17 protein-coding genes are annotated in these 14,014 nt (G+C 73.0%); 4 read left to right on the top strand and 13 right to left on the bottom strand.

Annotated elements, in window-relative coordinates:
* The first annotated feature begins 4 nt into the window (after positions 1-4).
* The 3 genes from C1703_RS33470 to C1703_RS33460 all read left to right on the top strand — a co-directional run bounded on the left by C1703_RS33470 (position 5) and on the right by C1703_RS33460 (position 2,636).
* Positions 5-1,498 carry a bifunctional phosphatase PAP2/diacylglycerol kinase family protein gene (locus tag C1703_RS33470; protein WP_114256343.1) on the top strand — a complete coding sequence of 498 codons (1,494 nt, stop codon included), beginning with the start codon at positions 5-7 and terminating at the stop codon, positions 1,496-1,498.
* Between the two features lie 103 nt (positions 1,499-1,601).
* Positions 1,602-2,423 carry a class I SAM-dependent methyltransferase gene (locus C1703_RS33465; protein ID WP_114256342.1) on the top strand — a complete coding sequence of 274 codons (822 nt, stop codon included), beginning with the start codon at positions 1,602-1,604 and terminating at the stop codon, positions 2,421-2,423.
* Positions 2,424-2,465: 42 nt separating this feature from the next.
* Entirely contained in the window at positions 2,466-2,636 is a 171-nt protein-coding gene (locus tag C1703_RS33460; protein ID WP_020270859.1) for a hypothetical protein, read from the top strand.
* A gap of 56 nt (positions 2,637-2,692) precedes the next feature.
* Here the strand turns inward: C1703_RS33460 and C1703_RS33455 are convergent, their stop codons facing one another.
* The 13 genes from C1703_RS33455 to C1703_RS33395 all read right to left on the bottom strand — a co-directional run bounded on the left by C1703_RS33455 (position 2,693) and on the right by C1703_RS33395 (position 12,878).
* The gene (locus C1703_RS33455) at positions 2,693-3,007 is read right to left on the bottom strand and encodes a gas vesicle protein K (protein ID WP_114256341.1); all 315 of its coding nucleotides are present in this window, start codon (positions 3,005-3,007) and stop codon (positions 2,693-2,695) included.
* A complete protein-coding gene (locus C1703_RS33450) occupies positions 3,004-3,192 on the bottom strand; it encodes a gas vesicle protein (protein ID WP_003994122.1) in 189 nt (62 codons plus the stop codon). Before C1703_RS33450 ends, C1703_RS33455 begins: the two co-directional genes overlap by 4 nt.
* 16 nt (positions 3,193-3,208) lie before the next feature.
* Entirely contained in the window at positions 3,209-3,964 is a 756-nt protein-coding gene (locus C1703_RS33445; protein WP_114256340.1) for a GvpL/GvpF family gas vesicle protein, read from the bottom strand.
* A complete protein-coding gene (locus C1703_RS33440) occupies positions 3,961-4,299 on the bottom strand; it encodes a gas vesicle protein (protein WP_114256339.1) in 339 nt (112 codons plus the stop codon). The genes C1703_RS33445 and C1703_RS33440 overlap by 4 nt, the downstream gene beginning before the upstream one ends.
* On the bottom strand, positions 4,296-5,417 hold the full coding sequence (locus C1703_RS33435; protein ID WP_114256338.1) for an SRPBCC family protein: 1,122 nt from the start codon (positions 5,415-5,417) through the stop codon (positions 4,296-4,298). Before C1703_RS33435 ends, C1703_RS33440 begins: the two co-directional genes overlap by 4 nt.
* Positions 5,414-6,094: a DNA primase gene (locus C1703_RS33430; protein ID WP_114256337.1), complete on the bottom strand. Its 681-nt coding sequence runs from the start codon at positions 6,092-6,094 to the stop codon at positions 5,414-5,416. Before C1703_RS33430 ends, C1703_RS33435 begins: the two co-directional genes overlap by 4 nt.
* Positions 6,091-6,354, bottom strand: a complete 264-nt coding sequence (locus C1703_RS33425; protein ID WP_114256336.1) for a gas vesicle protein GvpG — start codon at positions 6,352-6,354, stop codon at positions 6,091-6,093. The genes C1703_RS33430 and C1703_RS33425 overlap by 4 nt, the downstream gene beginning before the upstream one ends.
* A 4-nt stretch (positions 6,355-6,358) precedes the next feature.
* The gene (locus C1703_RS33420; RefSeq protein WP_114256335.1) at positions 6,359-7,132 is read right to left on the bottom strand and encodes a GvpL/GvpF family gas vesicle protein; all 774 of its coding nucleotides are present in this window, start codon (positions 7,130-7,132) and stop codon (positions 6,359-6,361) included.
* Positions 7,129-7,563 carry a gas vesicle structural protein GvpA gene (locus tag C1703_RS33415; RefSeq protein ID WP_114256334.1) on the bottom strand — a complete coding sequence of 145 codons (435 nt, stop codon included), beginning with the start codon at positions 7,561-7,563 and terminating at the stop codon, positions 7,129-7,131. The genes C1703_RS33420 and C1703_RS33415 overlap by 4 nt, the downstream gene beginning before the upstream one ends.
* A gap of 46 nt (positions 7,564-7,609) precedes the next feature.
* The gene (locus C1703_RS33410; RefSeq protein ID WP_114257716.1) at positions 7,610-7,981 is read right to left on the bottom strand and encodes a gas vesicle protein; all 372 of its coding nucleotides are present in this window, start codon (positions 7,979-7,981) and stop codon (positions 7,610-7,612) included.
* Positions 7,982-8,074: 93 nt separating this feature from the next.
* Positions 8,075-9,004, bottom strand: a complete 930-nt coding sequence (gene ligD / locus C1703_RS33405) for a non-homologous end-joining DNA ligase (RefSeq protein ID WP_114256333.1) — start codon at positions 9,002-9,004, stop codon at positions 8,075-8,077.
* Positions 9,001-10,848, bottom strand: coding sequence for a transketolase (locus C1703_RS33400; RefSeq protein WP_114256332.1), 1,848 nt, complete (start codon positions 10,846-10,848; stop codon positions 9,001-9,003). The genes ligD and C1703_RS33400 overlap by 4 nt, the downstream gene beginning before the upstream one ends.
* On the bottom strand, positions 10,845-12,878 hold the full coding sequence (locus C1703_RS33395; RefSeq protein ID WP_114256331.1) for an FAD-dependent oxidoreductase: 2,034 nt from the start codon (positions 12,876-12,878) through the stop codon (positions 10,845-10,847). The genes C1703_RS33400 and C1703_RS33395 overlap by 4 nt, the downstream gene beginning before the upstream one ends.
* Before the next feature lie 171 nt (positions 12,879-13,049).
* On the opposite strand from C1703_RS33395, the gene C1703_RS33390 reads away from it, so the two are divergent.
* The gene (locus C1703_RS33390) at positions 13,050-14,009 is read left to right on the top strand and encodes an LLM class F420-dependent oxidoreductase (protein WP_114256330.1); all 960 of its coding nucleotides are present in this window, start codon (positions 13,050-13,052) and stop codon (positions 14,007-14,009) included.
* The last annotated feature ends 5 nt before the right edge of the window (positions 14,010-14,014 follow it).

Genomic DNA, 14,014 nt, shown 5'->3' with positions numbered 1-14,014 from the left:
CCTCATGAATCCCCCCGACCTGGACCTCGCCACGAAGCCCGGGCGCCATCCGCTGCGCGACCACGCCCTCGCCGTGGACCGCCGTCTCTTCGAGGCCGCCGCGGCCCGGCGCCGGACGGGGGCCGGCTCCGTCCTGTCCCGGCTGGGCCGCGGCGCGGACCACGGCGCGCTGTGGTGCGTGACCGCCGCCGCCCTCGCGGCGAGCCGCACCCCCCGTGCCCGCCGCGCGGCAACCCGCGGACTGGCCTCGCTGGGCCTCGCGTCCCTCGCCGTCAGCGCCCTCGGCAAGCGTTCGGTCCGCCGCCCCGGCCCGGCGCTCGCCCCGGTCCCGCTGCTCCGGCGGGTGCGGCGGCGGCCGGTCACCACGTCGTTCCCCTCCGGGCACGCCGCGTCGGCCGCCGCCTTCGCCGCCGGCGTCGCCCTGGAGTCCCCGGCCTGGGGCACGGTCGTCACCCCGGTGGCCGCCTCGGTCGCCCTCTCCCGCGTCTCCACCGGCGACCACTTCCCCAGCGACGTCCTGGCGGGCGCCGCCCTGGGCGTGGGCGCCGCGTTCGCCGTCCGGGGCCTGGTGCCGACGCGGGGGCAGGCCACCCCGCCGGGCCGCCCCCGTGCCGAGGTCCCGGCGCTGCTGGAGGGCGAGGGGCTCGTCCTCGTCGCGAACACCGCCTCCGGATCCGCCGAGCGGGCCCGCGCCCTGCGGGACGCCCTGCCGCGCGCCGAGGTCGTCGAATGCCGGCCGGAGGACGTGCCGGCCGAGTTGGCGGAGGCGGCCTCCCGGGCCCGGGTCCTCGGGGTGTGCGGCGGTGACGGCACCGTGAACACCGCCGCCCGGGTCGCGCTGCGCTCCGGCCTGCCCCTCGCGGTGCTGCCCGGCGGCACCCTCAACCACTTCGCCTACGACCTCGGCGTGGAGGACGTGCGGGACCTCGCCCGTGCGCTGCGCCAGGGCGACGCGGTGCGCGTGGACGTGGGGCGGTACACCTGCGGCGGCGAGGAGGGCGTCTTCCTCAACACGTGCAGCGTCGGCGTCTATCCGGAGCTGGTGCGCGAGCGGGAGCGCTGGTCGCACCGGATCGGCGGCTGGCCGGCCGGTGTGCTCGCGGCGCTGCGGGTACTGCGGGCCGACCGGCACCCGCTGGAGGCGGAGTTCCAGGGCCGCACCCGGCCCCTGTGGCTGCTGTTCGCGGGGAACGGCACCTATCACCGCATGGGCCTCGCGTCCGGACGCCGGCGGGACCTCGCGGACGGGCAGCTCGACGTGCGGGTCGTGCACGGCGGCCGCCGGCCCGCGGTGCGGCTGCTCGCCGCCGCCCTCGCCGGGCCCCTGACCCGCTCCCCCGCGCACGCGGCCGTCCAGGTGGGCCGGCTGCGCCTGGACCACGTGACGCCGGGCACGCTCCTCGCCTACGACGGTGAAGTGACCGAGGTGGCGGGCCGCGTGGAGCTGGAGAAGCTGCCCCAGGCCCTGACCGTGTACCGGCCCGTCACCGGATACTGACACACCGTCAGCTGGTCCATATCCTGATACGCGGGTCTCATTATTCGGTCGACCTGCGTACGGTGATCTCATGCCGACCGGAACGGAAGGGGTGGGATCCGCCATGCCGGAACCACGGGAGACCGCCGTCTACACCCACGGGCACCACGAGTCCGTACTGCGCTCGCACACCTGGCGCACCGCCGCCAACTCGGCCGCGTACCTGCTGCCTTCGCTCAAGCCCCACATGAAGGTCCTGGACATCGGCTGCGGTCCGGGCACCATCACCGCCGACCTGGCGGCGCTCGTACCGGACGGGCACGTCACCGGTGTCGACCGGGTGCCGGAGATCCTGGAGCAGGCCCGGGCCACGGCGGCCGGACGGGGACTGGCCAACGTCGATTTCGCGGTCGCCGACGTGCACGCCCTGGACTACCCCGACGACACGTTCTGCGTCGTCCACGCCCATCAGGTGCTCCAGCACGTGGGGGACCCCGTGCGGGCGCTGCGGGAGATGCGGCGGGTCGTCCGGCCCGGCGGCATCGTCGCCGTGCGGGACGCCGACTACGAGGCCATGACCTGGTACCCGGCGTCCGCGGGGCTCGACCACTGGCTGGACCTCTACCGCCGGGTCGCCCGCGCCAACGGCGGCGAGCCGGACGCCGGACGCCGGCTGAAGGCCTGGGCGCTGCGGGCCGGCCTGACCGACGTCACGGCGACCGCCGGCACCTGGACCTTCGCCTCGCGCGAGGAGCGGGCGTGGTGGAGCGGGCTGTGGGCCGACCGCACGCTGGCGTCGACGTACGCGGACCGGGCCCGGCAGGGCGGGCACGCGAGCGAGGCGGAGCTGCGGGCCGTGGCCGACGCCTGGCGGGAGTGGGGGAAACGGGAGGACGGCTGGTTCAGCGTCCTGCACGGAGAAATTCTCTGCCGAAAGGAAGCCTGAAACCCGATTTCCGGGACACTCTGAAAGCAGGAGGTTCGAATTATGGTTCCCATCCTGCTGGTGCTGCTTCTGGCCTTGGTTCTGTTCGGCGCCGGATTTGCAGTAAAGGTACTCTGGTGGATCGCGCTGGCGGTTCTCGTCCTGTGGCTGCTGGGATTCTTCGTCCGTGGTACGTCGGCAGCCGGCGGCCGGGGCCGTTGGTACAGGTGGTGAATGAGCCGCCTCACCGGCGGTAAATAATCCCCCCCCCCCGCTTCCCCGGGACTGCATCAGTCCCGGGGAAGCAGCGGTCCGAGCGGCCCGAGGTCCAGGTTGAGGTCCTCGGGCCGCAGTCCGTAGCGGTCGCGCAGCTCCGCCATGCGCTCCTCCAGCAGCATCAGGGTGAGCCCGATCCGCTCCTCCTGGTCCTCGCTGAGGTCCCCCACGTCGAACCGGCGCAGCGCCTGGCGCTCCATGAGCTGGCGCAGCAGTTCCACGACGGTCAGCACGAGTTTGACCAGGTCGCGCTCGACGGTGTCGGGCTCGAGGTCCAGCCGGTTGCGGTGCGGCCGGGGCTCGGGCCGGTGGTGGTCGGGGGACGTCACAGCAACTCCTCGAACGGGGAGGGCACCTGGGCGTTCACCGAGCTGATGAGCGCGTTGAGGTCGATGCGGACGAGGTCGACGTCGGCGATGCGCAGGGTGATGTCCCCCGTGATCACGACGCCGCCGGCGAGCAGCCGGTCGAGCAGGTCCACGAGGGCGACCTCACGGCGTTCCACTACGGTCACGGCTTCTCCCCGTCGGTCATGCGTCCTCCCCGGCGAACGAATAGGCGGCCCAGGGCCCGGTGAGTTCGACCCGCATTCCGGGCACCTCGCCCTTCGTGCGGTCCACCATCTCCACGAATTCCTCGGAATGCGCGCGCGGCACGAGATAGGCGGCATTCAGTACGTTCCGCCCGGTCGCCTTGGACAGTGCGGGATTCTGCGGGGGATGCAGCCGGGAATCCTCCGCGAATGCGGAAAGCTGCTCGTGCAGCCGGGTCGAGAAATTCTCGGCCTTCTGCCACATCTCCTCGTGCGACCGGGTCTGCATACGCCGCTGTCGCAGGTAGTCCCGGCCCGAGGTGGCCTTCTGCACGGGCCGGGGACTCTCCTGCGGTTCGGACTCGGCGTACACCTTGACGCCCCACTCGACGCGGCCCTCCAGCCGGTCGAGGGTGCGCCGGAAGTCCTCCTCGCGCGCCTCGATCATCGTCCGTACGCCGCTGTCGTCCCGGAAGACGGTGCCGAGCCGCAGCGGCAGCGGGGTCGTGACGGTGGTGAGCGCGTCGATCACGCCCTGGTGGGCCCGGGCCGTCTCGGTGAGCCAGTCCAGGTCCTCCAGATGGGCGCGGAGCGGTTCCTCCGCGAAGTCCCGCTCCGGCACGTGGCTGACCACGGCGACGAGGCCGTGGTGGGTCAGCGCTCTGGGCGGATCGCCGGCCACCCCCGTCAGCTGGGCCTGGAGCGGTGTGCCGAAGGGGCGGCAGACGGCGTAGACGTACCGCAGTCCGGTCACGGTGCCTCCTTCTTCTCCGCGCGGCCGGGCTCCAGTTCCTCCAGCCGGGCCAGCCTCTCGCGCAACTCGGCGTTCTCACGGGCCAGTTCGTCGCGGCGGGCCCGCGAGGACAGGGCCGGGTCGGTCTCCCACCAGTCGATGCCCATCTCCTTCGCCTTGTCCACCGAGGCGACGATCAGCCGCAGTTTGATGGTGAGCAGTTCGATGTCGAGCAGGTTGATGCGGATGTCGCCCGCGATGACGATGCCCTTGTCGAGCACCCGTTCCAGGATGTCGGCGAGGTTGGCGCCGCCTCCCTGGCCGTAGGGTTCGGGCATCCGGTGGGGCGTCGTCATCGCCGGCCCCCGCTCTCGGCGTACTCGTCTTCGTATTCGTCGTCCTCGTACTCGCCCTCGGGCTCCTCGTCCTCGGGCTCTTCGTCGCCTTCGGCCTCCTCGTCGTAGTCGGCCTCGGCCTCTTCCTCGTCCTCGTACGCGCCCTCGGGCTCGTCCTCGCCTTCCTCCTCCTCGGCTTCCTCGTCCTCGTAGGCGTCCTCCGGCTCCTCGTCCTCGGGGCGCTCCTCGGACTCCTCCCCGGACTCCTCCTCGGCGACGGCGTCGTCGTGGCTGCGGACGACCTCGCCGTCGCGGATCTCGCCGCGCCAGCCGTCCTCCGCCTCGCCCTTGATCGTGATGAAGCGGGCGAAGTTCTTCAGGTCGAGCCGGGCCCGGCGGCCCTGGGCGCGCCAGATGTTGCCGGTCTTCTCGAAGAAGCCGGAGGGGTAGTACTCGATGACCAGCAGGACCCGGGTGAGGTTGTCGGCGAGCCGGTGGAAGGAGACGACGCCCTTCGTGGAGCCCTTGGCGCCCTCGGAGGTCCAGACGATGCGGTCGTCGGGGACCTGCTCGGTCGTCGTCGCCTTCCAGCTGCGGTTGGACCACCAGATCTTCGCCTGCCAGTCGGAGGTGGTGTCGTCGGCGCGGCTCGCGCTCTTGACGCCCTTCGCGAAGGTGCTGAAGTCCTGGTACTGGGTCCACTGGTCGTACGCGGTGCGCAGCGGCACGCCGACGTCGATGTGCTCGATGATGACGGTGGGCTTGTTGCCGGAACGGCCCTTGCCCTTGCCCTTGCCGCCCAGGCCCTTGAGGGCGCCGGTGACCTTGTCCTTGAGGTGCGAGCCGCCGGTCTCCAGTGCTGAGCGCAGCGGCCCCTTGCCCTCGGCGAGCTTGCGCCCGCCGTCGAGGGCGAGCTTGGCGAACCCGGGGCTGTTGCCCTCGGCGATGTCGTTCAGCTTGCCGGTGGTCTCGCCGAGCTTGCGGCCCACTCCGGTCAGCATGCGCGTGGCCTGGGCGGCGAGGTATTCCTGGACTTCGGCCTTGAGCCGGTCGGCGGCCTCGCTGTGCGCCAGGTCGGTGAGCGGGTTCTTCGCCGCTCCCTTCGCGGCGGAGGTACCTGTTCCGAGCGTGTCGGTCATCCCTCACCGCCTCCCTTCGGCAGCCGGGAGCGGGCACTGCCGCCCCTGTTCCCGGCGGTCGCCTTCTTGGCGGCCGTCTTCTTCGCCGCGGCCTTCCGGCCCGCCGCCTTCTTCGCCGGGGCCTTCTTGGCGGCGGCCTTCTTCGCCGGGGCCTTGCGCGCCGGCTTCTTGGCGGGCGCCTTCTTGGCCGGGGCCTTCCTCGCCTCCGGTTCCCCGTCCTCGTCGTCGCCCTCGTCAGGAGCGGAGTCCTCGGGCTCCCGCGCCTCGGGCGGCTCCTCGCCCTCGTCGGCTCCGGAGCCCTCCGGCTCCTCGTCCTCGTACTCGGCGTCCTCGGCGTCCTCGTCCTTGCCGCCGGGCACCACGCCCGTCAACTGGTCGCGCACCTGGGCGGTGCGACCGTGCAGCCGGTCGGCGAGGGCGTCCATCTGCCGCTCGACCATGGCCCCGGAGGCCGCCTTGCCGACGCCGCGCAGGTCCTCGCGCAGCTGGTCCCCGATCTCCTTGAACTGCGGATTGTTCCGCAGCTGCTGCTGGAGCAGCTCCGCGACCATGCGCGGGCTCAGGTTCAGCTTCTTCCCGGCGACCAGGCCGCCGACGGCCATCGCCATCTTCAGCTTCTTGGTCCGTCCCAGGAGGTATCCGGCCCCTATGGCGAGACCCAGTCCCACTCGGTTCATGGTGTTGTCCCGTTGCCTGTTCCCGCGCTCCCGCGCGACGCGATCTCCAGCCGGTCGAGGAGTTCGTCCTCGAGGCGGTCGAACTCCTCCTCCGTGATCTCTCCGGCCTCCAACTGCTCCTCCAGACGGGACAGTTCGGCCCGGACCGTGGCGGGGTCGTAGTAGATCCGCTCGGCCTCCTGGAGCACCTGTCTGATGGCCCAGGCGCTGCCGCGCACCGGTGCGAACGGCAGCAGCAGCACCTCCGAGATCAGGCCCACGTCGTCACCCCGCTCCGGTGTCCGTGCCACTCGCCGCGGTGCCCGCGGGCTCGGCCGGGCCGGGCTCGACGAAGCTGTAGGGGGGCAGCGGGCCGTTGACCCGCACCTCCAGGTGCGGCAGGTCCTTGCGGGCCTGCTCCACCGCGGCCAGGAAGTTCTCGGCCGACTCCCGGTCCACCAGGAACGACACGTTGGCCAGCCAGCCGGTGGACTCGGGGCCCACGCTCACCGCCTCGGCGGCGGGTTCCAGGATGCTCTGGAGCGCGGCGGCGTCGTCGGCCTCCCGGGCCTTGACGGCGGCCGCGACCATCTCGCCGAGCCGGATCTTGTCGTCGTAACTGCCGCCGCCGGCCTGCCGGTTGGCCTCCGCGAGACCCCGGATCTCCGGGTTCTCGGCCATCACCTGGTGCAGGACGGCCTCTTCCACGTGGTTGGCCTTGACGTTGTACTCGACCCGGCCGTCCAGGGCCCGCAGGCGCTCCTTGTAGTGCTCGGCGCGCTCGGCGAGCACCCCGGTGATCGACTTGTCGTCCGGGGCGACGCTGCCGAACCGCATGGGCAGCACGCAGCCGGCCGCGCCCGCCTCGCTGAGCACGTTCTGGTGGGCGAGCAGGTCCTTGCGCTTGGGCCGCAGCCCCTCGGGGGCCTCGCTGACGACGGCCGCCAGGTCACCCTCCCGCAGGATGCGCACCGGGCGGGGCGGGTCACCGACGCCGCCCATGCCCTCGGGGAGCCCGGGGTGCGAGCTCGCCGCGATGCCGTAGACGTAGGTGCTCACTCCTGCTCCTCCTTACGGCGGGCCGACGTGCTCTTGCGGGCGCGCGGACGCGACTCGGTCTCCCGCTCGGAGCCTTCGCTCCGCGCCTGCTTGAAGGCGTCGGAGATGGTCTCGGCGGCGCCGGACAGCGCCCCCTTGGACTTGCCGCGGGCGCCGGACTCGGTCATCTCCCCGACCAGGTCGGGCAGGCCCGGGTCCTTGCGCGGCCCGGCCTCCAGGTCGAGCCGGTTGCACGCCTCGGCGAAGCGCAGATAGGTGTCGACGCTGGCGACGACGACGCGGACGTCGATCTTGAGAATCTCGATACCGACCAGGGACACTCGAACGAACGCGTCGATCACGAGCCCCCTGTCCAGAACGAGTTCGAGCACGTCGTAGAGACCGCTGCTGCCGCCTCCGCCGCCGGTCTGCTGTGCCGGTACGACAGTCATGCCGGCTGTTCCTCCTCGTGTGTGGGTGTGGTTCCGGTGGGGCGGCCTAGCGGCCGCCGGGCCTGCGCGCGTCGGATCGACCGCGTTCGTAGCGGCGGACGCGCCGGTAGCCGGTGAGCTGACCCTGGGGGTCCAGCTCCACCTGGTAGCTCGCCATCAGGCTCATCGTGTCGGGCACGCGCTCGAGTTCGAGTACCTCGACCTCGAGCGACCAGCCCTCGTCCGTCTGCTCGAAGGACGACACGGATTCGGCCTCCATGCCGGTGAGCTCCGCGAGCTGCCCGCGCGCCTGGCGCAGCACCTCCATCGGGCTCGGCCGGTTGCCGGCCGCCTGCTTGTGGTCCGAAGTGTGCGTATTCTGAGAGTCCTGGGACTTCTGTGAACTCTGTGACTCTTGCGTGTTTTTTGTGTTCGACATGGCCACCTCCCCCTCCGTGTGGCCGCAAGAGTGTTCGCCAAACCTCTACGGACGCATGCATCTGCCACCCGCCCGGAGCGGCCCGCGGGTGGTTCAGCCGCGCAGGGCGTGCAGCCGGCGCCGGGCCGGCCCCAGCGCCCGGCCCCGGTTCAGCAGTCCTGACCAGGGGTTGGTCCGGGCCTGCTCGACGGCGTCGGCGAGGGTCCAGCGGCGGGCGTGCAGCTCCGGGTCGTCGAGCTGGTCCCAGGTGATGGGGGTGGCCACGGGGGCGCCCGGCCGGGGCCGGACGGTGAAGGGCGCGACGGCGGTCTGCGCGTAGGCGTTGCGCTGGACGTCGAGGTAGAGCCGGTCGCCGCGGTCCTTCTTGCGGGCGGCGGTGGTGAGCCGGTCGGGATGGGCGTCGGCGAGGGTGTCGGCGACGTCCCGGGCGAAGGCGCGGACCTCGTCGAAGTCGTGCCGGCCGGTCAGCGGGACGATCGCGTGCAGCCCGCGGGACCCGGTGGTCATCAGCGCGGAAGGCAGCTCCAGCTCGTCGAGCAGTTCCCGCAGCAGCCGGGCGGCCTCGCGCACGGCCTCGAAATCGTCACCGGCCGGGTCGAGGTCGAAGACCAGCCGGTCGGGGTGGTCCGGGCTGTCGGCGCGGGACAGCCAGCGGTGCAGGGTGATGCTCGCCTGGTCGGCCAGGTAGAGGAGGGTGGCGGTGTCGTCGCACACGGTGTGCCGGACGGTGCCGCCCTCCTTGGCCAGCTCGACGCGGGGAATCCACTCCGGGTAGTGGTCCGGGGTGTTCTTCTGCATGAACCGGGGCCCGTCGAGGCCGTCCGGGTGCCGCTCCAGCATCAGGGGCCGGCCGCGCAGGTGGGGCAGTATGAAGGGGGCGACGGCCCGGTGGTAGTCCACCAGGTCGCCCTTGGTGTACTCCTTGGCGTCGCCGCCGCCGGGGAAGAGCACCTTGTCCGGCCGGTGCACCTCCACCGTGCGGCGGCCCGCCCGCACCCTGCGCGTGCCGTCGCCGCCGCTCACCGCACGACCGCCTCCTCCACCAGCAGCCGTCCGGCCGCCGCGACGGACTCGGCGTCGATGCCCGCGGCGTGCAGCTGCTCGTCGGGCGAGGCCGAACCCGGCATCGTCCGGACGCCGAGCCGCACCAGGCGCGGTACGGGGCGCCCGTCGGTGAAGGCGTCGAGCACCGCGTCCCCCAGGCCGCCCTCCGGGCGGTGGTCCTCCACGGTCACCAGGCAGCCGGTCTCCTCGGCGGCCCGGCGCAGGGTGGCCCGGTCGACGGGCTTCACGGAGTACAGGTCGATCACCCGCACCCGGATGCCCTCCTGCTCCAGGGCGTCGGCGGCGGCCAGCGCCTCGTGCACGGTGACGCCCGCCGCCACGAGCGTCAGCCGGTCCTCGCCGGAGGAGCGCAGCACCTTGCTGCCGCCGATGGGGAACTCCTCGTCCGGGCCGTAGATCACCGGGCTCTCGCCGCGGGAGGTGCGCAGGTAGCGGATGCCCTCCAGGCCGGCCATCGTGCCGACGAGCCGCGCGGTCTGGTTGGCGTCGCACGGGTACAGCACGGTCGAGCCGTGCACCGCCCGCATCATCGCCAGGTCCTCCAGGCCCATCTGGCTGGGGCCGTCCTGGCCGATGGCGACGCCCGCGTGGGAGCCGACGAGGTTGAGGCCGGAGCCGCTGACGGACGCCATCCGGATGAAGTCGTGGGCCCGGGTCAGGAAGGCCGCGAAGGTGGCGGCGTAGGGCACCCAGCCGCGGGCGGCGAGGCCGACCGCCGAGGCGACCAGCTGCTGCTCGGCGATGTAGCACTCGAAGTAGCGGTCGGGGTGCTCCTTGGCGAAGAACTCGGCCCGGGTGGAGTCGCCGACCTCGCCGTCCAGGGCGACGATGTCGCCGCGGCCGGTGCCGAGCGCGGCCAGGGCCTCGCCGAAGGCGTTGCGGGTGGCGACCTCCTCGCCCTTCTCCCAGCTGGGGAGCTCGAAGTCCCCGGTCTGGACGGAGTGCAGCATGCGGGCGGCGGCCGGTTCCCGCACCTGGATGCGGAGGTCGCGGGAGCCGCCGAGTTCGGCGATCGCGTCCTCGGCCTCCGGCAGCGGCTTGCCGTGCAGGCCCTCGCGGTCCTGGACGCCCTCGACGCCCTTGCCCTTGAGGGTGCGGGCGAGGATGGCGGTGGGCTGGCCCTTGGTGGAGGCGGCCTCGCCGTAGGCCCGGTCGATCGCGTCCACGTCGTGGCCGTCGACCTCGATGGTGTGCCAGTCGAAGGCCTGGAAGCGGCGGGCGTAGGCGTCCAGGTCGTGGCCGTGCCGGGTCGGGCCGCGCTGGCCGAGCCGGTTGACGTCGACGATCACGGTGAGGTTGTCCAGGTGCTCGTACCCGGCGTGCTCGGCGGCCTCCCACACGGATCCCTCGGCCAGCTCGCTGTCGCCGCACAGCACCCAGACGCGGTAGCCGGTGCGGTCCAGGCGCTTGCCGGCCAGCGCGATGCCGACGCCGACGGGCAGGCCCTGTCCGAGCGAGCCGGTGGCCGTCTCGACCCACGGCAGGCGCTGCGGGGTGGGGTGCCCTTCGAGGCGGCTGCCCAGCTTGCGGAAGGTGAGCAGTTCGTCGTCGTCGATGGCGCCGGCCGCCTTGTACGCGGCGTACAGCAGCGGCGAGGCGTGTCCCTTGGACAGCACGAAGCGGTCGTTGCCGGGGTGGGCCGGGCGGTCGAAGTCGTAGCGGAAGTGATTCGCGAGCAGCACCGCCATCAGGTCGGCGGCGGACATCGAGGACGTCGGATGCCCGGAGCCCGCGGCGGCGGCAGCGCGGACGCTGTCCACGCGCAGCTGCTGTCCGAGGTCGGTGAGTTCACCGGTGTTCATGAGTCTCCCTTCGCGGAGTCGTCCGGGGCGTCGGTTCGTTTGACGGGGCCGGGGGCGGCGCCGGTGTCCGGGGGCGGCGGGGCGGGCTCGGGCTGGTTCCTCGCGGGCTCACCACCCGGCTGGTTCTTCGCGGGCTCACCCCCGGGCTGGTTCTTCGCGGGCTCACCGCCCGGCTGCCCCTTCGCGGGTTCAAGGGGCTCAAGGGGCTCAGCGGGATCGCCGCCGGGCCGGTTCCCAGTCGGCCCGGCGTCGGGGCGGCCCTTCGCCGCCTCCGACTCGGAGCGGCGCAGGACCGCGGATCCGGAGCCGGGGCGGTCGCCGGGCGCTCCCTCGTCCGGGCGGCCCTTCGCCGCCTCCGACTCGAAGCGGCGCAGGACCGCGGATCCGGAGCCGGGGCGGTCGCCGGGCGCTCCCTCGTCCGGGCGGCCCTTCGCCGCCTCCGACTCGAAGCGGCGCAGGACCGCGGATCCGGAGCCGGGGCGGTCGCCGGGCGCTCCCTCGTCCGGGCGGCCCTTCGCCGTCTCCGACTCGAAGCGGCGCAGCTGAGCGGGCCCGGACCCGGCCGGCGGACCGGCCGCCGCGCCGGATCCGGGCTGCCCCTTCGCGGGCTCGTCATCGGCCCGGCCCCGGTCGGGACCCGTGCCGGTCCCCCCGTCCCGCGTGTCGGCCTCGATCGCCGCCCCCGGACCCGACCTGGCGCTCGCCTCCTGCCGCCGCTCGGGCCCGCCCGGCACCCGGGCCAGCTCCGGCGACGACGTGTCCAGCGGCACGGACCAGGACCGCACGAGCCCCAACTGCACGGCCTGGCGCGGCAGTACGGCGTCCAGCAGCCAGTCGGCGGCGACCCGGACGCGGTTGCCGGGCATCGCGGCGAGGTGGTAGCCGCGCGTCACCGCGCCAGCGGGCACCCCGGACAGGGGCACGCCGAGCGGGTTGGCGGCGGCCTTCGCACCGCCCAGGTCCACCACGAAGCCCAGGTCGCGATGGCGGTAGGGCTTCCGCGCCCCGCCGAGACCCAGCGACGCGGCGACGTTCTCGGCCGCGACCTTGCCGTGCCGCCAGGCGTGCTGCGCCGTCATCGGCGTGTAGCTCCCCGGCTTCTCCAGGTCCGGCACCGCGGCCACGTCACCGCAGGCGAACAGTTCGGGCCGCCCCGGCACCTGGAGGTGGGGGTCGACGAGCAGCCGCCCCTTCTCCATCGGCAGCCCGAGGGACTCGACCAGCGGGTCGGGGCGTACGCCCACGCACCACACCAGCGTCCGGGTCTGGACGAACTCGCCGTCGGTCAGCACCACCCCGTCGTGCGTGGCCTCCTTCACGGAGGTGCCCATCCGCACGTCCACGCCCCGCTCCCGCAGTACCCGGTCGGCGGTGGCCGACAGCTTCTCGTCCATCTCGGGCAGCACCCGCGGCGCCACGTCCAGCAGCATCCAGCGCGGCCGCATGCCCCGCCGCAACGGGTGCTTGCGGACCTGCGCGTCGGTGAACATCTGCCCGTGCGCGGCGACCTCGGTGCCGGTGTAGCCGGCGCCGACCACGACGAACGTGCAGCGCGCGGCGCACTCCTCGGGATCGTCGGCGGCGGCCGCGAGCTCCACCTGCCGGGTGACGTGGTCGCGCAGGTACAGCGCCTCGGGCAGCCCGCGGAAGCCGTGCGCGTGCTCGGCGACACCCGGGATGGGCAGCAGCTTGTTGACGCTGCCCGCGGCGAGCACCAGCCGGTCGTAGGCGAGCGTGCCGCCCTCGCCCTCGGGGCCGGTGTAGCGCAGCGTGCGGTCGTCGAGGTCGATCCGGTCGGCCTCGCCCAGCACCAGCCGTACGTTCGGCAGCGTGTCCGAGAGGGAGACCGTGACCCGGCGCGGCTCCAGCACGCCGGCGGCGACCTGGGGCAGCAGGGGCAGATACAGGAAGTAGTCGGTCGGGTTCAGCAGGGTGATGTGGGCCCGGCCCCGGGTCATCCGGGACAGGGTGCGGGCCGTGCGGTATCCGGCGAAGCCGGCACCGACGATCACGATGCGGGGTCGACTCACGGTCGCTCGCCTCCGGCGCTGTCGCGTACCTCGGGAGCCTTCCGCGTCCCCCTGGCCAGGGCACCCAAACGTCCACCGGTCTCCGCCCGCCCGCACGGCACCGGTTTCCGGCCCCGCGCCCGGGTACTCGGTGCGGGTTACGAACCGCCGACGTCGCGGAGGCACTTCCCCATGCCCGAGTACGGTTACTTCCTCTCGTGCGAGCAGTACGGACCCGCCGAGCTGATCGAGCAGGCGCGGATGGCCGAGCAGGCCGGTTTCCAGGCGCTGTGGATCTCGGACCACTACCACCCGTGGAACGACGCGCAGGGCCAGAGCCCGTTCGTGTGGTCGGTGATCGGCGCGCTGTCCGAGGCGGTGTCGCTGCCCATCGAGACGGCGGTGACGTGCCCGACCGTGCGGATGCACCCGGCGGTGGTGGCACAGGCCGCGGCGACCAGCGCGGTGATGACGGACAACCGCTTCCGGCTGGGCGTGGGCTCCGGCGAGGCCCTCAACGAGCACATCCTGGGAGACCACTGGCCGCCGGCCCACGTCCGCCTCGACATGCTGGAGGAGGCCATCCAGGTGATGCGCCGCCTGTTCACCGGCGAGGAGGTCAACCACCACGGCCCGCACTACACGGTCGAGAACGCCCGCCTGTACACCGTGCCGGACGAGCCGATCCCGATCGACATCTCCGGCTTCGGCCCGGCGGCGACGCAGCTCGCCTCCCGCGTCGGCGACGGCTACATCACGATCCAGCCGGACGAGACGATGGTCGAGCAGTACCGCAAGGGCGGGGGCGGCGGAAAGCTGGTCAGCGGCGGCACCAAGGTCTGCTACGGCACGGACAAGGACGAGGCCGTGCGGACCGTGCACCGGCTCTGGGCGAACGAGCAGCTGCCGGGCGAGCTGGGTCAGGTGCTGCCCTCCCCCAAGCACTTCGAGCAGGCGCAGCAGCTGGTCACCGAGGACATGGTGCGCGAGAACCGGGTGTGCGGCGACGACGTGGACGAGCACGTGCAGGAGCTGAAGCGGTTCGCCGACGCGGGCTTCGACCGGGTCTACGTCAACCAGATCGGACCGGACCTGCGCGGCTTCTTCGACTTCTACCGCACGAAGGTGCTGCCCCAGCTCCAGGCCGTCTGACGGGA

It is taken from the genome of Streptomyces sp. Go-475, assembly GCF_003330845.1.
Lineage (GTDB): Bacteria > Actinomycetota > Actinomycetes > Streptomycetales > Streptomycetaceae > Streptomyces.
The sequence above is the reverse complement of the archived record's forward strand: the minus strand, read 5'-3'. Positions and strand labels throughout refer to the sequence as shown.